Genomic DNA, 23,611 nt, shown 5'->3' on the forward strand with positions numbered 1-23,611 from the left:
ACTCGTGGAGGTATGATTGTAGATGTTTTCGGAATTGAAGCATTCTTACCAGGTTCTCAAATTGATGTGAAACCAATTAGAGATTACGATCAATACGTAGAGAAAACAATGGAATTCAAAGTTGTAAAAATCAACCAAGAATTTAAAAACGTTGTGGTATCTCATAAAGCGCTTATTGAAGCTGATATTGAAATTCAGAAAAAAGAAATTATTGGTAAATTAGAAAAAGGACAAGTATTAGAAGGTGTTGTTAAAAACATTACTTCTTACGGTGTATTTGTTGATTTAGGTGGTGTTGACGGTTTAGTTCACATTACAGATTTATCATGGTCTAGAATTAACCACCCAAGTGAGGTTGTGGAGTTAGATCAAACATTAAATGTTGTAATTCTTGATTTTGATGATGAGAAAACAAGAATTCAATTAGGATTAAAACAATTAAATGCACACCCTTGGGAGGCATTAGACGATACTATTAAAGTAGGTGATACAGTAAAAGGTAAAGTAGTTGTACTTGCTGATTATGGTGCATTTATTGAAGTAGCACAAGGTGTTGAAGGATTAATTCACGTTTCTGAAATGTCTTGGTCTACACATTTACGTTCTGCACAAGATTTTGTATCTGTTGGAGACGAAGTTGAAGCACAAGTGTTAACTTTAGATAGAGAAGAACGTAAAATGAGTTTAGGTATTAAGCAATTACACCCAGATCCTTGGAATAACATTGCAGAAAAATATCCAGTTGGTTCTAAACATGAGGGTACTGTACGTAACTATACTAACTTTGGTGTTTTTGTTGAATTAGAAGAAGGAATTGATGGATTAGTTTATATTTCTGACCTTTCTTGGACTAAGAAAATTAAACACCCATCAGATTTTGTTTCTGTTGGTGATAAATTAGAAGTTGAAGTATTAGAGTTAGATGTTGAAGGACGTAAATTAAACTTAGGTCATAAGCAAACTACTGAAAATCCTTGGGATGCTCACGAAGCTACTTTTGCTATCGATTCTATTCACGAAGGAACAGTAAAAGATAAAAGTGATAAAGGTTTAATCGTTACTTTACAAGACGGAGTTGAAGCATTTGTGCCTAGCCGTTTTATAACTAAAGAAGATGGAACTAAATTAGCTAAAGGAGATACAGATAAATTTAAAGTTATAGAATTTAACAAAGAATTTAGAAGAGTTGTAGCTTCGCATACATCAATATTTAAAGCACAAGAAGAGAAAAATATCAAAGTAGCTCAGAAAAAAGCTGAGTCTGCAGATAAAACTACTCTTGGAGATTTAGGTGGAGATTTAGCTGCCTTAAAGAAAAAAATGGAAGGAAAATAAAATTTTCAACATTTAATATATTTAAAGCTGCATCAATTTTGATGCAGCTTTTTTTTGTTTTAAACAGTATTCTTATAATGCATTTTTAACTATAAATAATAGTTACATTTTACTTAAATATTAATTGATATATTTGTCTTCAAACTTTACTATTCACCAAATGAAACAATTATTATTTCTAGTATTTACAATTATTTCAATTGAACTGATTGCTCAAGATAATTTAGAGTTAAATTATTACTTACCACAAAATACGAGTTACAATGCAACTATTCCTACTCCTGAAAGTGTTATTGGTCATAAAGTAGGAGAGTGGCACGTAACACACGATAAATTAGTTGAATACATGAAGAAGTTGGCCGAAGTTTCTGATAGAGTTTCTATTGAAAATAGAGGAAAAACGTATGAGGGTAGACCCATAGTATTGTTGAAAATTACCTCACCCGAAAATCATAATAATTTAAATAATATAAGAACTGATCATTTAAAATTGACGGAAAGTAGCGTAAGTGCTCAGTTAAATACAGCTAAAATGCCTTTGGTTGTTTACCAAGGGTTTTCAATACATGGGAATGAACCAAGTGGATCTAATGCCGCTTTAATTTTGGCGTATTATTTAGCCGCTGCTGAAGGTGCTGAAATTGAAGCTTTATTAAATACGACAGTTATTTTGTTAGATCCTTCTTTAAACCCAGATGGTCTACAGCGTTTTGCTTATTGGGCAAACATACATAAAAGCGATAACTTAAATACAGATCCAAATGATAGAGAATTTCACGAGGTTTGGCCTGGGGGAAGATTCAATCATTATTATTTCGATTTAAATAGAGATTGGTTACCAGCGCAGTTGGCTGTTTCCAAAGCAAGAATAGAAACATATTCAAACTGGATGCCAAATATTTTAACAGATCATCATGAAATGGGGAGTAACTCTACTTTCTTTTTTCAACCAGGAATTCAGAGTAGAGTGCACCCATTAACTCCAAGTTTAAATCAAGAATTAACTAAGGAAATTGGAAATTTCCATGCGAAAGCATTAGATAAAATAGGTTCTTTGTATTTTACTGAAGAACAGTTTGACGATTTTTATTATGGAAAAGGTTCTACCTATCCAGATGTTAACGGAGGTGTTGGAATTTTGTTTGAACAAGGAAGTTCTAGAGGCCACGCTAAAGAAACTATAAACGGAATTTTAACATTTCCTTTTACTATTAGAAATCAGTTTATTACTGCATTATCAACGCTTGAAGCAGCCAAAGTAATGCGTGTAAAATTGTTGAATTACCAGCGTGAATTTTATGCTAGTAAAAATTCAAAAAAAGGTAAAAATACTATAAAAGCCATTGTTTTTGGAAGTGATAAAGACAAAGCTAAAACATATCATTTAGCCGAAATTTTAAACAGGCATAAAATTAAGTTTCATAAAATTAATTCAGATTTCAAAGTTGGTAATCAAGAATTCCTTAAAGGAAATAGTTATATTGTTCCTACTAATCAGAAAAAAAGCAAGTTAATTAAAGCAATGTTTGAAAAAAGAACATCGTTTACAGACAGTCTTTTTTACGATATTTCGGCGTGGACATTTCCTTTAGCTTTTAATTTGAATTATGCAGAGCTTAAATCTGAAGATAATATTGGAGAATTAGTTACTGATTTAAAATTAGAAACAGGAGCAGTAACTTCAAATAGTAATTATGCCTATTTAATGGAATGGCACGAATATTACTCGCCTAAAGCATTAAATAAGATTCTTAAAAAAGGATTAAGAGCAAAAGTGGGAATGAAACAGTTTTCTTTAAATGGAAAAAATTATGATTACGGAACAATTTTAATTCCTGTTCAAAATCAAGAACTTGATCAAAATCAATTGTACACTTTTTTAAATGATGTAGCAACAGAGAGTAATTTAACAATTGTTGGTGTTGATACAGGTTTAACTAGAGGTATAGATTTAGGAAGTAATCAATTTAGAATTTTACAAACTCCAAAAGTTGCAATGTTAGTTGGCAGTGGAATTTCACCAAGTGATGCCGGAGAAATCTGGCATTTATTCGATCAGCGTTATGATATGAATATTACAAAAATTGATTTGAATTATTTAAAAGGAGTTGATATTGCTAAATATACTAGTATTATTATTCCTAATTCAAATTTAAAGCTAGAGAAAAGTGTTTTAATGAAATTAAGAACGTGGACTCAAAATGGAGGTATTTTAATTGGATATAAAAATGCTGTTAAATGGTTATCCTCTAATAAATTTATTGATTTGAAGTTTGAGAAAGTTGAGGTTAAGGCTCACAATATTACTTTTGAACAGCGCAAGAATTTTTCCGGAGCACAAGTTATTGGAGGTGCAATTTTTAAAACAGATATAGATAGGTCGCATCCAGTTAATTTTGGATATACAAACAGTACATTGCCAATGTTTAGACGTACAAAAATATTTGTAAAACCAGATAGTAGTAGTTATAACAATCCTATAAAATATACTAAAAATCCGCTTTTAAGTGGTTATATATCCAAACCTAACCTTACGGCTTTAGAAGGCTCCGTTCCATTTCAAATTAAAAGTTTAGGAAGTGGAAAAGTTGCAGTTTTTACTGATAATACTAATTTTAGGGCTTTTTGGTACGGAACAAATAAGTTGTTAATGAATACTATATTTTTTGGAAAAGCTATGTAGTAATTCTATTTAAAAAAGTTACTTAAATTTCGAAACAAGAGATTGTTAAAAAAAAAATGCTATTTTTTATCAATAGCAGGTTTCTTAGCTTGTTTTGGAGGCATTGGACCTCTCAAATGTATAATTAATCCATTTAAAAAATTACGTAAAAACTGATCGCCACACTCCATATATTTTGGATGATCTTCACTTCTAAAAATAGCGCCTAGTTCACTTTTACTAACTTTAAAATCAACCAATTCACAAATTTTTATTATATCTGTATCTCGTAATTTATGAGCTACACGTAATTTTTTAAAAATGTCATTATTTGATAATCCCATATTCTTTTATTAAGTATTATTTGATATGTTAAAATTAAAGAGCAATTCCAAAACCTATATTAAATACTAGATACCCATTTTCATCAATACCAGGAATATCATCTGGTATTTCTACATAATCAGTTTTTGTGGTTCCTGTATTTTTTTCTGTACCAGTTATTTCAATTTGTTGTGGAATATCTCCAAATCCATAACCAGCTTCAATTCTAAAATAAAATTTATTACCTAGTTTTGCTCCAATTTTTGCATTTAATGTGCTTACTTCAATACTTCCTTCTGCTTCTCCTTCATATAAAGTTCCATTTTTAGTCTCTGCATCAGAATAGTTTCCATCCAGATTTAAAGTTCCATAAGAGAGTGATGCGTACAAACCTTTACCAGTTTCTTTAAAATAGATATTTGTTCCAGCTTCAAAATATTTTAAATTTACTTTGGAGGCATCTTCTTTAAGTGTAAAACCCGAATAATCTGCAAAAATAGCAATTCGATTGTTTAGCAGTGGAGTTACATATTCTAAATTACCACCAATTATATTAGGAGTTCCAATTTTTAAACCGATTCTAAGCGGATTTATATCCTTTTTATCTTGCGCATATGTATACGTACAAAATATAAATAACAAAAAAATAGATATTTTTTTCATGTTTTGGGATTTTACTTAGTGTTTCAAAGGTAATTAAATATTTTAAATTTATTGCCGCTTAAGTTCTAATTGCATCTGTTTTACAGTTTGGGTGCTATTATCATGACTCCATCCTGGTGGGCCAAAAATATACATAAATTTATGATACCAATTGTTAGATTTTTTTGTATCATTCCAAATGTCTTTATATTCGTGTGTTAGAATTACCCAAGGATTATAGGATTTTGGAGCATGTGTTACTCCATATTTAACTTCAATGTTGTCATCTAATTCTTTCCAAGTACCAAAAATTTTATCAAAAATATTTAAAAACCCACCGTGGTTTTTATCCATATATTCCACGTTTTTTGCGTGGTGAACTTGATGCATTGTATGCGTATTAAAAACCTTTTCTAGAAAGCCCAATTTTTTTATATATACCGAATGTAATTGAAACTGCCAAAGGGCTTCAATACCCAAACAGACTACCACCATTTCTGGTCTAAATCCCAAGGCTGGTAACCACATATAAAACAAAGGTTTGTATAGAATGGTGAACCATCCGTTTCGCACGGCAGTTCCTAAATTAAAATTATCTGAAGAATGGTGCACAATATGTGCGGCCCATAAAAAACGCACCATATGATTTTGCCTATGAAACCAGTAGTATGTAAAATCGTCTAATAATTGACAAGCAATCCAAACATACCAAGCATACCCAAAAGATTCCCAGCCCATTATATTGGTTCTAACACCATTAATTTCTGGATTAAATAAATCAAATACAATATTGAAAATTACAATTGCAGAAATAGTTTTTATTAAAGGTGCAATTACGGCAGAACCAACGCCCATAAATAAACTTGCTCCTAAATCTTTCCATTCATACAAATCTTTTTTATTGTGACTTTTGCTATAAGTAAGTTCGAGTAAAATTAGTGCTAAGAAGCAAGGAACTCCATACACTAAAGGGTTAGTGAAATCCATTTATTGGTTTTATATTATTAAAAATTTGAATATAAGAATATTTTATGAAACCCCTAAAAATTCAAGGTTAATTTCAAGGTTAATTTCAAGTTTATAATAAAATAAGTTAATTCAAATGAATTAAAAATTTCATATTAATTTTGATTAGAGCTTATTTTGTAAAAATTAATTTGATAGCCACAATTAACATTAGAATTCCAAAAATTCTTTTAAGCATTCGCTGATCTATTTGAAGTGCTATTTTAGAGCCAATAAATCCACCAATAACAAATAATAATGAAACAATTAGAGCAACTCTCCAGTCTATATTTCCTCCACTTCCAGTTGTGTGGTAATTATAAACTGCTAAAAAAGTTACTGGAGGGAGCATTACAGCTAAACTTAAACCTTGTGCATTGTGTTGGGTTAATCCTAAAAATAGCACAAAAAGTGGCACCATTATTATACCTCCACCAACACCCACTAAGCCACTCAAAATTCCAGCTAAAAGACCAATAATAATTAAAGTAATAATTGCGGATAAAGTCATTTTCATATTATAATTCCGTAGGAATTTTTATTTCATATAATTTACGCGATTTGTTGTTTAATTTATTTTCACGCAACCAAGGATTGTGAGTCTTTAAAATTTTGTAATTAATTCCCAAACCTTTCGAGAAAACAGCAATATCGGTTATGGCCGTGTCAACTTTTATAGTTTTTGTTGCTTCTAAAGCATATAAATCTTCTTTATCAAAAATAAAACCATATTTATTAGGGTTCGAAAGAATTTCTTTTACTGCAACTATTCTAGGCAAGTATCTACTTGTTTCGGAAACCAACAATAAATCGTAATAATTGTCCACTTTTTGAGCATTAATTCTTCTTGAAATTCCTGCATTTCCGGCATTATATGCAGCCGCAGCCATAGTCCAATTTCCAAAACGTTCTTTCGCAGCATTTAAATAATCGCAGGCAACTTGCGTAGCTTTTTCTAAATGATAGCGTTCATCTACATTATTATTTACCTCCAATCCGTTTTCTTTAGCTGTTGATTTCATTATTTGCCAAAAACCTTTTGCGCCAGCTGGAGAAGTTACATTTTGCAATCCACTTTCAATTACTGCCAAATATTTAAAATCATCAGGAATTCCATTTTTTTCTAGAATTGGTTCTATAATTGGAAAATATTTATGTGCTCGTTTAAATAAAAGTAATCCGTTAGATTGCCAATAGGTATTTACAAGTAATTCACGATCAATACGTTCCTTAATATCCGCTTTTTCAATTGGAACTCGTTCTTTAGCAAATTCTAAATTAGTAGGAATTTTTAATGCTCTAATTTGATAGGTTTCACTTGTGTTTGTATCCGTATCTGTTTTTTTATTTTCTTTAGCATGGGGTACAGATTTGGTTGCAAAAATCAATAAAGAACTTACCATAATTATGGTAATCAATCCTAAAATTTTTAGTGTATTTTTCATGAGTATATATTTTAAAGTCTTGTGTGTTGTAAATTTTTTATTTTAATTTAAGAAGCTAAAACTCCTATTGTTGTTAAAGTACAAATTTATTTGAATTTTAAGTGGGAATGAAGTTATTTTAACAAAATAATTAGATTATTATTGATTAATTCTCTAATTTTTTAAATTGCAGCTGTAAAGCCAAATAGTAAGAAATGACCTAACATATTTAAGCAATGAAATAATTTTTTAGAAATGCATAAAAAAACTTCGAGCAAATTATACTCGAAGTTTTATATTTTTTAAACCTATATATGTTGTTTATTTATTGGGTTTAGATAAACTGTAAGACAAACTAAAAATTAATTGTTCTGGTCTAGAGTCTAATGTAAAATCTTTACTAGCATTAGACCACTTTGCTTCATTTTCACTTAAGCCTCTTTCGTATCTTGCATCAATACCAAATCTTCCAAATTCTACAGAAGCACCAATATTTACGCCCATAGAAAATTCGTTTTCTACATCGCCGATATCTATCCCTTTTAAATCGTTATCTAAATAGTATTGAAAAGCAGGACCTGCAAAAATGTTTAAAGGGCCAATAAGTTTAAAACCAACCAATACAGGAACATCAATTTTAGATATTTTATAATCTTCTGTAGTTCCGGTGTTTAATTCATATTCGCTAGTTGTTTTAGTATATACCAATTCAGGTCGAACATAAATTGCACCTAAATCCAATTTTCCATAAAACCCTATATTAAATCCAGATTTTCCTGTCCCTTCATTTTTATATATGTCAGTTGCTTCTGAAGGAAATTCTTTAAGATCTCCATTAGAGTTGTAACTTAAACCAGCTTTAATACCAAAATCGCTTTGGGCATTCATAAACATTATAGAAGCTATAAATACAATTGAAAATACTACTGTTATTTTTTTCATATAAATAAATTTTAGGATTAATATATCTGTTAAAACGAAAAAAAAGTATTATTATTTTCTTTTAATTACTTTTTCAACGGCAGCAACAATAGCTATATCATTTAATTTATATTTCTCCATTAATTGTGCAGGAGTTCCAGATTCTCCAAAACTATCGTTAACAGCAACAAATTCTTGTGGTACTAAATTATTTTGAACTAATAAACGTGCAACACTTTCTCCTAAACCACCAATAACATTGTGTTCTTCTGCAGTTACAATACAACCTGTTTTTGCAACAGATTTTAAAATTGCAGCATCATCTAAAGGTTTTATCGTGTGTATATTAATTACTTCTGCACTAATTCCTTTAGCTTCTAATAGCTCCGATGCTTGTAGTGCTTCCCAAACTAAATGTCCAGTTGCTACAATTGTAACATCCGTTCCTTCTGTAAGTTGAATTGCTTTACCAACAACAAATTCTTCATTTTCTGGCATAAAAACAGGGACTACTGGACGACCAAAACGTAAATATACAGGGCCATCAAAATCTGCAATTGCAATGGTAGCTGCTTTCGTTTGGTTGTAATCACAGGTGTTAATTACGGTCATTCCAGGTAACATTTTCATTAAACCAATGTCTTCTAAAATTTGATGCGTTGCACCATCTTCACCCAACGTTAAACCAGCATGCGATGCACATATTTTTACATTCTTACCTGAATATGCAACAGATTGACGAATTTGATCGTACACTCTACCTGTTGAAAAGTTTGCAAAAGTACCTGTAAAAGGAATTTTACCACCAATTGTTAAACCAGCCGCAATACCAATCATATTTGCTTCTGCAATTCCAACTTGAAAAAATCTTTCAGGATGATTTTCAATAAACTTGTCCATTTTTAGTGAACCAATTAAATCGGCACAAAGGGCAACAACATTTTCGTTTTTATCTCCTAACTCAGCCAATCCAGCTCCAAAACCTGATCGTGTATCTTTTTTTTCGGTATACGTGTATTTTTTCATTATAAAATATTTATTAAAATATCGGTCAAAAATAATGATTATTTATGGTATCAACTTACAATTTCAATAATTCTTCATATAATTTATGAACAGGTAATCCCATTACATTAAAATAACTACCTTCTATAAGTGTAACGCCTATTAAACCTATCCATTCTTGAATTCCATAGGCTCCAGCTTTGTCAAAAGGTTGATAATTTTCAACATAATATTCAATTTCTTTTTGAGATAATTCTTTAAATGAAACTATAGTAACATCAGATATTATGTGTTCACTTTTGTATGTTTTTACGCAAAAAGATGAAAACACTTTATGTTTTTTACCAGATAATTCTTTAAGCATTATAATTGCATCTTCAGCGTTTTTTGGCTTCTCTAAAGCTTTGTTATTGTGCCACACAATTGTATCTGCGGTTATAATTATATCATTTTCTAAAATTTCATTTGTGAAAGCATCAGCCTTTAATTTGCATAAATAATTGGTTATTTCGTCTTCTTTTAATTCTACATTATAAGTTTCTTCAACCTCTTTTACTTTTATAGAGAAATTTACACCTAATTCTTTAAATAATTCGTGTCTCCTTGGAGAAGCAGATGCTAGAATAATGTTTTTTTTGTTGAATTTTTTTTGAAGCATTTTAATGAAATTTTGAAAAGATTATTAAAGAATTTATTCCTAAAAACATAATGATTTTTAATAAAGTACTTATTTTTTTAAAGTCATTTTTTTTATCTGCAGCATATAGTTTTATAAATGTATAAACCAAAGGAAGAAAAACCGTAATTAGTAAATAAAGCATTGTAATTTTATAATTCTCACTAAAGTTTAGGAGTATAAAAAGCAATAAACCAAGTGTTAATATAATTGTAAGGTTTGCAATGTTTTTTGTTCTTTTAACTCCTATTACAATTGGTAATGTTTTTAGGTTTAATGAATAATCTCCATTTATATCTTCAATATCTTTAATTATTTCTCTTGTCAGATTCATGCAAAAAGCAAAAATACTGAGTGCTGTAATTATCATAAATACCAATTGTTCGTGCTCATTTTTTATTAAAAAATTAAGTTCTAAAATAGCTAAAATAAAAATACTGAACCCAATTAAGAAAGCAATTATAAGGTTTCCTATTAAAGGTGTAGATTTTAATTTTTTGGAATAATAATAGAGTAGTAGTGAAGCTCCAATAAAAATAAATGAATAGGTTGGATTACCAATATTTAAACATAAGATAATTCCTAAAGCAATTCCCAATGTATTTGTTATTTTATACCATTGGAAGGCTTTTTCATTAGTAATTTCTTTAGAAACAATTTGTTTTTCAGGTTTGTTAATTTTATCTGAAACAACATCTTCAATATCATTAATTATATAGCCAGCTGCTGAAATTAATACAATTGAAAATAATAGCGTGAAGAATGAAAATAGTGAGAGTGCACTTTCAATTGAAAATGCAGGAAAGAGCAAAAATTTAATTAATAAGTATACATAAATTATTAGCAGTAAATTTTTCCAACGTATTAATTTAAAATAGACTGCAATATTCATTTTTTAATTAAAATTCTTTTTAATCCTAGCTAAATCACGTTTATTGTCGCGGTCTTTCATTACTTCACGTTTGTCGTAATTTTTCTTTCCTTTACACAGTGCTATTTCTAGTTTTGCCCAGCCTTTATCAGTTAAAAATAAACGTAATGGAATAATGGTTAAACCTACATTTTGAACTTCTTTTTGCAGTTTTTTTAGTTCTTGTTTATTTAATAATAATTTACGCTCACTTTTAGGTTTATGATTAAAAGCGTGCCCATACAAATACTCTTCAATAAACATATTAATTGCAAATAATTCTCCTTGTTCGTTAAATTCGCAAAAACTTTCTGTAATACGAGCTTTACTTTCGCGTATAGATTTAATTTCAGTACCGGTTAACTGAATACCTGCAATATATTTATCTAAGATCTCATATTCAAAACGAGCTTTTTTATTTTTTATGTTAATTTTCTTCTGCATATAAATGCAAATGTACTATAAATTCTATACATTATATATTGCTTTGAACGTAGTTTAACTAAAAAAGACTTATGAGTTTAATAGAACTTTTTTATAAATTAAAAAAGAATATTATTTAAATCTATATGATAATCCAACCATCCAATAGAAAACATTTTCTAATTCCTCTTTAACTACAGTATCATCATTTAAAATTGAAGCTTCATGTTGTGGAAATACTAATACAGGTAAAAAAGAAGCGGTTATTGAATTTTTAGAATACCACATTGGCAAACTAACTTCAATTGCCATTAAATTAAAGCTTTCACTTTCTTCAATTACAGTTTCAATAACTGTTTGAGTTGTATTTTCAGGGTCATTATTTTTTCGGTCTCTTATGCGGCTATTTATATAATATGCATCATAAAAATTTTGGGACCCTAAATATATTCCTGCAGTTGGAGAAATTTGAAATTTATTATTTGAAGTTAGAAAATCATGGCTAATTTCTGAAGATAAAAATAAATCTGAATTTTCGTTATTACTTAAGTAGTTACTTGCATTTACAGTTAAATTAAGGATTTTAAAATCGTAGCTTAAGCTTGCAGAAATATCTGCGGTTACTTCAGAAATCACGTTGTAACTAGCATTATTAAAAAAGTATTTGGTTGCGGAAAAATCTCCTGATAGTTTATTTTTTTTAAAATCAAAACCAGCAGTAAATAAATATAAATCAATTCTACTTTCGTCAGGTTGTGTAAGGTAAGAGAAAGATCCTTTACCGTAAAAGCCTGATTTATGGTGGTAAGCTATGGAAGGATATAAGTAGGGAGCTGCAATGGAATCTTTTCTGCCCATAAAAACAGCATCACTAATGTAATTTATAGCTGTTGAAACATATGATTTCTTTTTAATTTGTCCAAAAATACTCGAAGTACATAAAACAAACAAAATTATAAATAAGAATTTTAAAGCTTTCATGATTAAAGATTTAATGATTAATTTATAAAGCTTAAAAAAGAACTTTTAAGGTAATTACAAATTGTCATTTTGAATAAATACAATCAATTTTTTCATTAAATTTACTCAAAATGACAATTTGAATATTTTATTTAAAACGGCCACTAACTTTTTTTAATTTTTCTTATTACGTGTGCCAGTTGCTTTTTTTTGCACTTTTTTCTTTGTCATGGTTTTAATTGCTTTAGCATTTTTCTGTGCCACCATTTTTCTTTGCATGTAGGTGTTTTTAAATAGTTGACCATCCATATTAATACACTCACCATCTTGCAGTCTTAGCTGTTTTCTATCACGATTTTGATAAGTTCCGTCTGGATTTATAGTAACGCCATTTCCAAGTTGAACTTGTTGCTGAATTTGGTTTTGTTCCTGATTTTTAATTTGGTAAACTTGACCGTCAATCATCATTATTTGATATCTATTTTGATTTCGTGTTTGAATTTGGGCTTCAGATAGTCCTTTGTTTTCTTGTTGAACTTTATATCTGTACTGATACTCATTTCTATACAAAACTCCATCGCTATCTAAACAAGAACCATCTCTTAAACGCAATCTAACTTGATCTTTTGTTATGTACGTTCCATCTGGATTTACAACTGTACCATCATTTAATGTTATTTTATCTTGTAATCTAATCTGATCACGATCTCTAATTTGAAGAAGATCTCCGTCAACTAGCATTACACGATCTCTGTCTTGATTTTTAATTTGATCTTTATCTTGAGCTGCTAATCCCATAGTTCCAAGAACTATAAAAATTAAAAAAATTACTACTTTTTTCATGATTTATTAATATTAAAATTTATTATTTTTTATTACTTTAATTTACGTTCAAAATTATATAGAGATTAAATTTATTGCAATGATTGTTATCAATTACTAACTTGATAATTATCAGATTAAATAATTTATTTATTTTTTCCGTTTAATTGTTACTAGTATACTTATCTCTTATTAGACACTATTTTTAAAGTAAAGTTTTAATTATTTAAGATAATTAAGCCCATATAACTATTTAATAGTTATATGGGCTTAATTTTATAGTTTTAAGTTATTTTAATTATGTCCTGATCCAGATCCTCCGCCAGAACCACTTCCACCACCAGAGCCACCATTACCACTTCCTGTAGTTCCAGTTCCTCCTCCATGATTACCATCAACACCACCACCAGAACCAGCGCCGCCACCGCTATTTCCGCCACCTTGGCCAGTACCTCTAGCTTTAATAAATACATCCATGTAAGTTAAATTATTATCATAGTCAATTATGCCTGTTCCTCCTCCGGAATCTTCTCCTGTGTCTCCTCCAGGTGCTTTTGCACTTAATAATGGATCTACTGGTTCTTCTTCGGCTAACAATATTTCAGTAGTTCCTTCCTCAAAGACCGTTTGCCTGGAACTATTATTGCGATCATAGTCAAAGCTAAAAGTGATTCTATAATAGCCTTCGAGTTCATTAAGCGTTCTGACATTCCAGGTATATCCATAAATTATTTTTCCTTTTACATTCACTTCTGCATTATAATAACCAGGACCATCACCACCGCCAACTTTCATAGGAAAACCTTCTAGAGGATCATTTATCAAATCATCAGGGTTTTGTCCCTTTTCAACCCAATAATGCTCAATGGGATCCCAATCCAAATTCAAAAATTCACCTTCGGCAGGTTTATCCACATTCAGTTTTTGGATTGTTAATATCGCTTGAGAAGAGTAAACAGTTGCTTCAGTGCCTAATACTTTTGGATCACCTGTTGCATCAAATATATCACCATTCAAAATAAGATTGTCATCTAGATCTGTTTGAAGTCCATGAACCTCAGTTATTCCCCAACCGTAAGCATGCCTCATTGCATACTGTGTAACTGTTCCTGGTAAATTTGGTGTTGGGTTTGTGGTAGATAGTAAATCTTTAATCAGTACAATTTCTGTTCGTACTTGAGATTTGGTGTACCAGTCAACAGATTCTAAATTGTCTCCCCAATCTATTAGATCTACAACAACAGGATCATCTGCAGACCAATTTGTCGCTTGCCATTGATTGAATTCATCTTTTTGTGCATAAGATTTGAATACAGGACCTCCTTCATCTCCAGGAACAGGAACAGGAGGGTTTTCATTTGTATAAGGTCCTTCGCTAAATAGTGGTGCTTGAGGATCTATCGGGTCTTGACCCCAAACGTAATACCAAGAACCATCCATTACTGGTGGTTGTGTCATATCTCCTCTAAGAACTTTAGTATCTCCATCTGCCCAAATAACAGGAAAGGATAAATTGTTTCCAAAACCAGTGTCTCCTGTATTGTCAGGTTTACCTTTAGAACTCATTTCGACTGCAGTGTCATCTGCAACTAATACTTCATCAATAAACGAATCATCGTTACATTGAGCAAATATAAAAATAAGTGCAAAAAGACTTATTTTTAAACTTAATTTTTCTAATTTCATAATAGTACGTTTTTAAGTTATTAATAAAAATTATATTCATCTGGGGTGTTTTATTCTGCTGGGGTATTATACTCTGCAGATTAATTAAATTTTTAGATTTAACTATGTAAAGCAACTAAAATGATTGTTTATTTGGAATGATAGAAGTCAATTTAGTTTATGAGAAATATCACATTTAATTCCTATTCTTTTAGAACATAAGAATTAAATTAATGCAGGTTAAAAAGAAAAAGTACTCTTACTACAAATATTTTAAAACTTTATAGAAATCCAAATTTGACTTTGAGGTTGTTAAATGCTTTTTGGGGTTTTAACGAAGCTATTTAGGGTTTTGTTTAAGTCAAACTTGGACTTCTTAAATGTTAATCATTTTAAAAATTTAAAAAATGCAAATTTCTCATTATAAAAAACTTAAATTATGAAATTCATTAATTTTCAATGTACTATAATTTAGACCTTTATTGAAGACAAAAGTTTGTATAAAGTAAAAATAAATTTTATCAAAAAAAAATAAAGAACTCCAATAATAGGGAGTTCTTTATTTACTTATTAAAGTATTAGTAACTTAATTTAAATAACAGCGCTGGTTTAGAAAAAATAAATTATATTTTTTGGTTAGAATAAAATTTATTTTTAATAGAATCCATTTCTTTAATAATCTTTTCAATTTGCTTGTTATGAAATTTGAATTGATTTAAGTAAAAATCATCTGTATAAAAATCATGCATATTAAATGGAGATTTAATTAAAAAATCATTTTTAAATAATGAATCAATAGATTTAAATTGAGGATTAAAATCATTTTTAAATTTATTAAAGAACTGTTTTTCTAAAAGCGTATCATTTTTAATAGTTGAATAAAAATAGTAGTAACTAGAGTCTATACTTATTAAGTTTCCATCATCGTCATATTCTTTAATAATCTTCATTTTTTCTATAGGTTTAATGGTATCTTGCTGAGTAACTAGTTCTTTCTCTTGTTTAATTTGAGTGTTGCAACTTGTTAATAAAAATGTAATTATTGATATTAACATGATTAATTTTTTCATGACATCATTTTTTATTGTTAATAATTATTAAAGTTATTTTATTAATAAATTATTGACAATGATATTAATCAATAAGTATAAATTATAGTATAATTTGATTAGAAGTTTAATTATTATACGTTTAATCAGCTATTTTTAAAAGTATATCGGAAATATTATTATTTGAAATAGTTATAATATAAAGGTTCGCATTATTACGATCGTCCATTTCTGGATATTTTTCTACTTCTAAAATTTTGTTTACAAATTGAGGTGTTGTATTACTATGACCAACAATTAAAACTGTTTTTCCTTTAGTTTGAGCTCTAAATTCGTCATTAAATAGATCGCTAGGGTCATAAAATTGGATTTCTAAATTTTTTCTTTTTGCTGTTGGTAAAGCTGTTTGAATTGTACGTTTATAATTTGTTGAAAAAATATAATCAAAGTTAATATGTTCAAAAGTTTTACTCCATTTTATAGCTCTACTTACTCCTTTTTCTTTAAGGTTAGGGTTTTTAATTTTTATATTAGAACGTACTTTTTCGGCATGTCTGATTAAATAATAGGTAGTTGTTTCCATTTCTTGCGCTTGCAAATTAAGCGTACAAAAAAGCGTAATTATAAGTAACTGTAATTTATTCATAATAAATTTAATTTAAGTTCGAAGATACATAAAAAGAAACCTACAAGTTTTTAGGCTTGTAGGTTTTTATAACTATTAATATTTTTATCTTGATGATATATTGAAAGAAACACTTCGGCTCTGCTCGGTGAACAATTTCGTATGTCTCTTTTATTTAACTTATTTATTTCTAAACACAATTTTATCATCAAAAGCATCTAATAAAATATGACTATCAGAAGTTACCCTGCCAGATAAAATCTCTTTAGACAATTGATTTAAGATATCTTTTTGAATCACTCTTTTTACAGGTCTGGCTCCAAATTGAGGATCAAACCCTTTATTTGCCAGCGTTTCAACCATGTCTTCAGTATATTCAATATGAATGTCTTGAGCTTTCAACATTTTTATCAAGCCATTTAATTGCAACTTCACTATTTGGTGAATTTCATCTAAATTTAATGGTGTAAACATTATAATTTCATCAATTCTGTTTAGAAACTCTGGACGAATGGTTTGTCTTAACAATCCAATAACTTCAACTTTTGTTGCTTCCGTTACCAAATCTCTATTTTTCATGTCCATTTTCTCAAACTTTTCTTGAATAATATGAGAACCCATATTTGAGGTCATAATAATAATGGTATTTTTAAAATCGGCAATTCTACCTTTATTATCAGTTAATCGACCTTCATCTAAAACTTGTAATAAAATATTAAAAGTATCTGGATGTGCTTTTTCAATCTCATCTAATAAAATAACGGAATATGGTTTGCGTCTCACAGCTTCTGTTAATTGTCCACCTTCGTCGTAACCAACATATCCTGGAGGCGCTCCAACCAATCTGCTAACAGCGTGGCGTTCTTGATATTCGCTCATATCTATTCGCGTTAAGGAGTTTTCATCATCAAATAAGTAGACTGCTAATGCTTTTGCAAGTTCTGTTTTACCAACACCTGTTGTTCCTAAAAATAAAAATGTACCCAATGGTTTTTTAGTGTCTTGCAAACCAGCTCTAGAGCGTCTAACAGCATCTGAAACAGCAACAATTGCTTCTTCTTGCCCAACAACTCTTTTGTGTAATTCGTCTTCTAAAAGCAATAACTTTTCACGATCACTTTTTAGCATTTTTGTAACAGGAATTCCAGTCCATTTTGCAACAACTTCAGCAATATCATCTCTTGTAACTTCTTCCTTAATTAAGGCAGAGTCTTGATTTTTAGCCATTTCTTTTTGAAGTTTTTCTAATCTTTCTTGTTCATCTTTTATTTTACCATACCGAATTTCTGCAACTTTACCATAATCACCTTCACGTTCGGCTCGCTCAGCTTCTAGTTTGTAATTTTCAATGGCTTCTTTACTAGTTTGAACACTATCTACCAATTCTTTTTCGCTTACCCATTTTGCGTTAATTTCGTTTCTTTCTTCTTTTAAATTAGCTAATTCTTTTTTAAGTGAAGCCAATTTCTTTTCATCTTTTTCTCGCTTAATGGCTTCAATCTCAATTTCTAACTGCATAATTTTCCGATCCAAGACATCTAATTCTTCTGGTTTTGAATTGATTTCCATACGTAATTTTGAAGCAGCCTCATCCATTAAATCAATGGCTTTGTCTGGTAAAAATCGATTGGAAATATAGCGTTGCGAAAGTTCTACCGCAGCAATAATAGCCTCATCTTTTATTTGTACTTTATGATGATTCTCGTACTTTTCTTTAATTCCACGTAAAATTGAAATGGCGCTTTCAGTATCAGGCTCATCTACAACAACCTTTTGAAATCTTCGTTCTAAAGCTTTATCTTTTTCAAAATATTTTTGATATTCATCTAAAGTAGTTGCTCCAATGGCTCTCAATTCGCCACGCGCCAACGCAGGTTTTAAAATATTTGCTGCATCCATAGCTCCTTGTCCGCCTCCAGCTCCAACTAAGGTGTGAATTTCATCAATAAAAAGTACAATTTCACCTTCGGCAGAAGTAACTTCTTTAATAACCGACTTTAAGCGCTCTTCAAATTCTCCTTTGTATTTTGCACCTGCAATAAGTGCACCCATATCTAAGGAATAAACTTGCTTTCCTTTTAAATTTTCTGGAATATCTCCTTTAATTATTCTGTGCGCTAAACCTTCTGCAATGGCAGTTTTTCCAGTTCCAGGTTCACCAACCAACATTGGATTGTTTTTTGTTCTACGCGATAAAATTTGTAGAATTCTTCTTATTTCTTCATCTCTACCAATAACCGGATCTAGTTTTCCATCTTTTGCCAACTGATTTAAGTTCCTTGCATATTTATTTAAGGAATTGTAAGTTTCTTCAGCACTTTGCGAAGTTACTTTACTTCCTTTACGTAATTCAGCGATTGCAGCGTGCATAGCTTTATCTGTAATTCCTTGATCTTTTAAAATTTGCGATGTAGTGTCTTTAGTATTTAAAATTGCCAATAATAAATGTTCTATTGAAACAAATTCATCTTTTAAATCATTGGCTTCATTAGTTGCTGTGGTTAACATTTTTGAAGCATTTCTAGAAAGGGTAGTGTCACCACCACCAGTAACTTTAGAATAGCTTTCAATGGTTTTATCAACCAAGCTTTTTAACAATTCTATATTTATTCCTAATTTTTTAAAAATAAAAGGAGTTACATTTTCATCAACTTCAAAAAGAGCCTTTAAAATATGTGAATTTTCAATTTGTTGATGTCCGTAACTTGCTGCTATTTGCTGTCCTTTTTGGATAGCTTCTTGCGATTTTATTGTAAATTTATTAAAGTTCATAACGTTTTAGTTTTTTTGTATCTATATTTGTGGCTTCAAAAAATATTCCAATTGAAATTAATGATTAAAAGAGGTCATTTTGTCTTATTTATGAGGAGGTTAGCGACAATTTGTCTATTTTTAAAAGTAATTTAAATACCTTATTAAAGGTACTAAAAACAAAAATTAAATGGGAATTTTCGGTGGTATTTTTCAATCAAATAAAGAATCAAATGATAAGCATAATTTTAAGTGGATTCCATTAACAGAAACTGCTCAATTAAATGAGATTGTTGAGTTATCAAATGAAAAATTAGTTGTAATTTTTAAACACAGTACACGCTGCGGAATAAGTAGTGGGGTACTTTCTAGATTTGAAAAAGCAACAGATTCTACTTTAGAAACTGTTGCTTTTTATTATTTAGATTTAATACAATATAGAAATTTATCTAACCAAATTTCGCAAGAATTTAATGTTTATCATCAATCACCCCAGGCAATTTATTTAAAAAATGGAGTAGTGGTAAAGCATGAATCACATTATGATATTATTTCTAATCTTTCTTTAGATGATTTAATGAAATAGGAGGTAAAATTTTACCTGTACATTTTCCAAAACCAATTCTACCTTTTTTATTTTCGCAATATCCGCGTAAAATTAAGTTGTCACCATCGTTTAAAAAAGTACGTGTAGTTCCATCTTTTAATGAAATTGGTTTTTTTCCTCCCCAGGTAAGTTCTAATAATGAACCATAACTATTTTCAGTTGGGCCAGAAATTGTTCCACTCCCCATTAAATCACCAGCTCTAACATTACAACCATTAACAGTATGATGCGCTAATTGTTGCGCCATAGTCCAATATAAATACTTGAAATTAGAAGTACTTAAGGTGTTTAAATCTCCATTTTCTGTTTCTAGTGTTACCTCTAATTTAATATCAAAACTATTGGTAGTTTTTGATGGTTTTAAATAAGGCAACGGCTCTATTTTTTGTTTTGGACTTTCACATCTAAACGGCTCTAAAGCGTCTAAAGTAACAATCCAAGGAGAAATGGTAGAAGCAAAGTTTTTACTTAAAAAAGGACCTAAAGGTACATATTCCCATTTTTGAATGTCACGCGCACTCCAATCGTTTAGCAATACCATTCCAAAAATATTTTCTTCTGCTTCATTAACATTAATAGGTTTTCCTAGGTCGTTTGCCGAAGTTGTAATAAAGGCAGTTTCAAGTTCCATATCTAACCTTTGTGAAGGCCCGAATACAGGTGTTGTTGCTCCATTTGGTAAAGTTTGTCCGTAAGGTCTTCTAATGTTTGTGCCTGAAACTACAACCGATGAAGAACGTCCGTGATACCCAACAGGTATGTGTAACCAATTTGGCATTAATGCATTGTCTTTTCCTCTAAACATTGTACCCACATTGGTAGCGTGTTCTTTACTTGAATAAAAGTCGGTATAATCACCAACATCAATTGGCATTAACATTTCAACTTCATTTACATCAAAAATTATAATTTCTTTATGCTTTTCGTTGTCGCGTAAATTTGGATTTTCTTTATCGAACACTTCTGCAATTCTATTTCTTACCAAACGCCAGGTTTTTCTACCATCTGCAATAAAATCGTTTAAAGAGTCTTGCATAAAAATATCATCGGTTAATGGAATCCCATTAAAATATCCTAATTGATGAAATGCGCCCAAATCAATAGCATATTCACCTATTCTTGTCCCAATTGTAATAATATCATCTCTTGTTATAAAAACACCAAAAGGAATATTTTGAATGGGAAAATCACATCCTTCAACTACAGGTAGCCAAGATTTTCTGTTTTGATTGTTAGCAGTTATTTCCATTTTAATTAATTTATATTTTTTTTCAATTAAATTTTCTTATCAAATATATATGTTTCTGCTTAAAAGAAAAATGAAATTGCTATTTTTGCGATTAATTTAACTTTTAAAAAAGTAAAACGAATGCAACGTGACCAAATTATTTTCGATTTAATAGAAGACGAAAGAGTAAGACAAACTAACGGATTAGAATTAATTGCTTCAGAAAACTTTGTAAGTGAGCAAGTTATGGAGGCTGCAGGTTCTATATTGACAAATAAATATGCGGAAGGATATCCCAATAAACGTTATTATGGTGGATGTGAGGTTGTTGATATTATTGAACAAATAGCAATTGATAGAGCTAAAGAGCTTTTTGGAGCTGAATATGTAAATGTACAGCCACATTCTGGTTCACAAGCGAATACGGCGGTTTATGCTGCTTGTTTAAAACCTGGAGATACAATTTTAGGTTTCGATTTATCTCACGGAGGTCATTTAACACACGGGTCTCCTGTAAATTTTTCTGGTAAATTATACAATCCAGTTTTTTACGGAGTTGATAAAGAATCAGGTACTATAGATTACAATCATTTAGAGAAACAAGCTAAAGAACACAAGCCAAAATTGATTATTGCTGGTGCTTCTGCATATTCTAGAGATATTGATTTTAAAAAGTTTAGAGTAATTGCCGATGAAGTTGGTGCTATTCTAATGGCTGATATTTCACATCCAGCAGGTTTAATTGCTAAAGGAATATTAAACGATCCAATTCCTTATTGTCATATTGTTACTACTACTACGCACAAAACGTTACGTGGACCAAGAGGAGGAATGATTATGATAGGAAAAGATTTTGACAATCCTTTTGGGTTAAAGTTGAAAAACGGAAGTCTTAAAAAAATGTCAACACTTATAAATTCTGCTGTTTTCCCTGGAAATCAAGGAGGACCTTTAGAGCACATAATTGCGGCAAAAGCAATTGCTTTTGGAGAAGCTTTAACAGATGAGTTTTTACATTATCAAATTCAAGTTAAGAAAAATGCTTCTGCAATGGCGGATGCTTTTGTTGAAAAAGGATATGATATTATTTCAGGTGGTACAGATAATCACTGTATGTTAATTGATTTAAGAAATAAAGATATTAGTGGTAAAGATGCTGAAAACGCATTAACAAAAGCTGATATTACAGTTAATAAAAATATGGTTCCGTTTGATGATAAATCTCCTTTTGTAACATCAGGAATTAGAATTGGTACTGCTGCAGTTACAACACGTGGATTAAAAGAAGATGATATGAAAGCTATTGTTGATTTAATTGATGAAGTAATCCAAAACCATACCGACGAAACAAGATTAGAAAATATTGCCGAAAAAGTAAATAAAATGATGTCTCATAGACCAATATTTACTTGGTAGTATAGAAATATTGCTTAATATTGAAGAAGGCTGTTTAAATTCTATTTAAACAGCCTTCTTTTTTTAACCTAATTTTAACTTCAATAGGTAATTTAAGTTACAATTATTTCAGCTTTTATGTTATAAATTTATGTCTTTAGATTAGTAATTAAGTTTAAAAAATAATAAATAATAAATTTAAAATATACGTAAATGGAAGCAGAAAAAGAATATACAGGAATGCCAAGAATTGGAGATAAAGCACCAGAATTTAAAGCGGTGACTACGCAAGGAGATATTGATTTTCCAAACGATTATAAGGGAGATTGGGTAATATTATTTAGTCATCCAGCAGATTTTACACCAGTGTGTACTTCAGAGTTTATGACCTTTGCAAGTATGGAAGATAAATTTTTAAATGCTAACTGTAAATTGGTTGGATTGTCTATAGACGGTTTATACAGTCATATCGCTTGGTTACGTTCAATTAAAGATAAAATTGAATACAAAGGAATGAAAAACGTAGAGGTTAAGTTCCCTCTAATAGAAGATATTACTATGGAAGTTGCCAAAAAATATGGTATGCTTCAACCAAACGAAGATTCTACAAAAGCAGTAAGAGCTGTGTTTGTAATTGACCCAGAAGGAATTATTAGAGCAATAATTTACTATCCATTAAGTTTGGGTAGAAATTTTGATGAATTGTATAGAGTTGTTATTGCATTGCAAACAGCCGATGCTTTTGGAGTTGCAACACCAGCAGACTGGAGACCAGGAGATGATGTAATTGTTGGCCCTGCAGGCTCTTGTGGTACAGCTGAAGATAGAATGCAAGGTAAGGAAGATATGGAATGTAAAGATTGGTATTTTTGTACTAAAAAATTAGATAAAGATATAGTACTAAAAAGAGTGCTTAAAAAATAAGTATAGTACTATTGTCTAATTGTTAATTTGATTAACTGTTGACAATAATTATGCTGAAATCAATTACTCATTCTTTCTTATTTTAGAGTAAGGAATTTATGAACGTTTGATTTCAGCATTTTTTTTGTAGGTGATTCATTTTTTTGTTTAATTTATAAAAATTCTACTTTAAATATTTTAATTTATTGGCATCCGTCATGCTGAACTTGATTCAGCATCTCACCTTGTTGAATATCCATTATTATGAGAACCTGAATC

General features: G+C 29.9%; 22 protein-coding genes. 5 read left to right on the plus strand and 17 right to left on the minus strand.

Annotated features, from left to right (window positions below; genetic code table 11):
• The coding region (gene rpsA, locus IEW75_RS06230; protein ID WP_188703990.1) for a 30S ribosomal protein S1 at nucleotides 1-1,335 on the plus strand (1,335 nt) is incomplete at its 5' end.
• A 160-nt stretch (nucleotides 1,336-1,495) separates the two neighbouring features.
• Nucleotides 1,496-4,018: a M14 family zinc carboxypeptidase gene (locus IEW75_RS06235; RefSeq protein ID WP_188703985.1), complete on the plus strand. Its 2,523-nt coding sequence runs from the start codon at nucleotides 1,496-1,498 to the stop codon at nucleotides 4,016-4,018.
• A gap of 59 nt (nucleotides 4,019-4,077) precedes the next feature.
• Here IEW75_RS06235 and IEW75_RS06240 read toward each other — a convergent pair whose 3' ends face one another.
• From IEW75_RS06240 to clpB, 16 genes are all read right to left on the minus strand, one after another.
• Nucleotides 4,078-4,341, minus strand: a complete 264-nt coding sequence (locus tag IEW75_RS06240) for a DUF1456 family protein (protein ID WP_134247867.1) — start codon at nucleotides 4,339-4,341, stop codon at nucleotides 4,078-4,080.
• 34 nt (nucleotides 4,342-4,375) lie between these two features.
• Nucleotides 4,376-4,984 carry a hypothetical protein gene (locus IEW75_RS06245; RefSeq protein ID WP_134247868.1) on the minus strand — a complete coding sequence of 203 codons (609 nt, stop codon included), beginning with the start codon at nucleotides 4,982-4,984 and terminating at the stop codon, nucleotides 4,376-4,378.
• A gap of 48 nt (nucleotides 4,985-5,032) precedes the next feature.
• Nucleotides 5,033-5,950 (minus strand): sterol desaturase family protein, encoded by a 918-nt coding sequence (locus tag IEW75_RS06250; protein WP_134247869.1) that lies wholly within the window; start codon nucleotides 5,948-5,950, stop codon nucleotides 5,033-5,035.
• A 151-nt stretch (nucleotides 5,951-6,101) separates the two neighbouring features.
• Nucleotides 6,102-6,485, minus strand: a complete 384-nt coding sequence (locus IEW75_RS06255) for a sulfite exporter TauE/SafE family protein (protein WP_308423310.1) — start codon at nucleotides 6,483-6,485, stop codon at nucleotides 6,102-6,104.
• Between the two features lies 1 nt (nucleotide 6,486).
• Nucleotides 6,487-7,413: a lytic transglycosylase domain-containing protein gene (locus IEW75_RS06260; protein ID WP_134247870.1), complete on the minus strand. Its 927-nt coding sequence runs from the start codon at nucleotides 7,411-7,413 to the stop codon at nucleotides 6,487-6,489.
• A gap of 300 nt (nucleotides 7,414-7,713) precedes the next feature.
• The gene (locus IEW75_RS06265) at nucleotides 7,714-8,334 is read right to left on the minus strand and encodes an outer membrane beta-barrel protein (RefSeq protein WP_134247871.1); all 621 of its coding nucleotides are present in this window, start codon (nucleotides 8,332-8,334) and stop codon (nucleotides 7,714-7,716) included.
• A gap of 51 nt (nucleotides 8,335-8,385) precedes the next feature.
• Nucleotides 8,386-9,339 carry a transketolase family protein gene (locus IEW75_RS06270; RefSeq protein ID WP_134247872.1) on the minus strand — a complete coding sequence of 318 codons (954 nt, stop codon included), beginning with the start codon at nucleotides 9,337-9,339 and terminating at the stop codon, nucleotides 8,386-8,388.
• A 55-nt stretch (nucleotides 9,340-9,394) separates the two neighbouring features.
• Nucleotides 9,395-9,976, minus strand: a complete 582-nt coding sequence (locus tag IEW75_RS06275; protein WP_134247873.1) for a Maf family nucleotide pyrophosphatase — start codon at nucleotides 9,974-9,976, stop codon at nucleotides 9,395-9,397.
• Nucleotide 9,977: 1 nt separating this feature from the next.
• The gene (locus tag IEW75_RS06280) at nucleotides 9,978-10,886 is read right to left on the minus strand and encodes a geranylgeranylglycerol-phosphate geranylgeranyltransferase (RefSeq protein ID WP_134247874.1); all 909 of its coding nucleotides are present in this window, start codon (nucleotides 10,884-10,886) and stop codon (nucleotides 9,978-9,980) included.
• Nucleotides 10,887-10,889: 3 nt separating this feature from the next.
• The gene (gene smpB / locus IEW75_RS06285) at nucleotides 10,890-11,348 is read right to left on the minus strand and encodes an SsrA-binding protein SmpB (protein WP_134247875.1); all 459 of its coding nucleotides are present in this window, start codon (nucleotides 11,346-11,348) and stop codon (nucleotides 10,890-10,892) included.
• Nucleotides 11,349-11,459: 111 nt separating this feature from the next.
• On the minus strand, nucleotides 11,460-12,308 hold the full coding sequence (locus IEW75_RS06290; RefSeq protein WP_134247876.1) for a hypothetical protein: 849 nt from the start codon (nucleotides 12,306-12,308) through the stop codon (nucleotides 11,460-11,462).
• Nucleotides 12,309-12,461: 153 nt separating this feature from the next.
• The gene (locus IEW75_RS06295) at nucleotides 12,462-13,130 is read right to left on the minus strand and encodes a DUF6799 domain-containing protein (protein ID WP_134247877.1); all 669 of its coding nucleotides are present in this window, start codon (nucleotides 13,128-13,130) and stop codon (nucleotides 12,462-12,464) included.
• A 273-nt stretch (nucleotides 13,131-13,403) separates the two neighbouring features.
• Entirely contained in the window at nucleotides 13,404-14,795 is a 1,392-nt protein-coding gene (locus IEW75_RS06300; RefSeq protein WP_134247878.1) for a hypothetical protein, read from the minus strand.
• Nucleotides 14,796-15,397: 602 nt separating this feature from the next.
• Entirely contained in the window at nucleotides 15,398-15,844 is a 447-nt protein-coding gene (locus IEW75_RS06305) for a hypothetical protein (RefSeq protein ID WP_134247879.1), read from the minus strand.
• Nucleotides 15,845-15,965: 121 nt separating this feature from the next.
• Nucleotides 15,966-16,469, minus strand: coding sequence for a SixA phosphatase family protein (locus tag IEW75_RS06310; RefSeq protein ID WP_134247880.1), 504 nt, complete (start codon nucleotides 16,467-16,469; stop codon nucleotides 15,966-15,968).
• Nucleotides 16,470-16,628: 159 nt separating this feature from the next.
• Entirely contained in the window at nucleotides 16,629-19,220 is a 2,592-nt protein-coding gene (clpB, locus tag IEW75_RS06315) for an ATP-dependent chaperone ClpB (RefSeq protein ID WP_134247881.1), read from the minus strand.
• A 169-nt stretch (nucleotides 19,221-19,389) separates the two neighbouring features.
• Between clpB and ytxJ the strand changes: the two genes are divergently transcribed.
• On the plus strand, nucleotides 19,390-19,785 hold the full coding sequence (gene ytxJ / locus IEW75_RS06320; protein ID WP_134247882.1) for a bacillithiol system redox-active protein YtxJ: 396 nt from the start codon (nucleotides 19,390-19,392) through the stop codon (nucleotides 19,783-19,785).
• On the opposite strand, the gene fahA is transcribed toward ytxJ, so the two are convergent.
• Nucleotides 19,754-21,055 (minus strand): fumarylacetoacetase, encoded by a 1,302-nt coding sequence (gene fahA / locus IEW75_RS06325; protein WP_134247883.1) that lies wholly within the window; start codon nucleotides 21,053-21,055, stop codon nucleotides 19,754-19,756. The two genes, ytxJ and fahA, sit on opposite strands and share 32 nt — an antisense overlap.
• A gap of 120 nt (nucleotides 21,056-21,175) precedes the next feature.
• On the opposite strand from fahA, the gene glyA reads away from it, so the two are divergent.
• The gene (gene glyA, locus IEW75_RS06330; protein ID WP_134247884.1) at nucleotides 21,176-22,450 is read left to right on the plus strand and encodes a serine hydroxymethyltransferase; all 1,275 of its coding nucleotides are present in this window, start codon (nucleotides 21,176-21,178) and stop codon (nucleotides 22,448-22,450) included.
• A 192-nt stretch (nucleotides 22,451-22,642) separates the two neighbouring features.
• Entirely contained in the window at nucleotides 22,643-23,353 is a 711-nt protein-coding gene (locus IEW75_RS06335) for a peroxiredoxin (RefSeq protein ID WP_134247885.1), read from the plus strand.
• Nucleotides 23,354-23,611: the final 258 nt, after the last annotated feature.

Source organism: Lutibacter litoralis (assembly GCF_014646675.1).
Lineage (GTDB): Bacteria > Bacteroidota > Bacteroidia > Flavobacteriales > Flavobacteriaceae > Lutibacter > Lutibacter litoralis.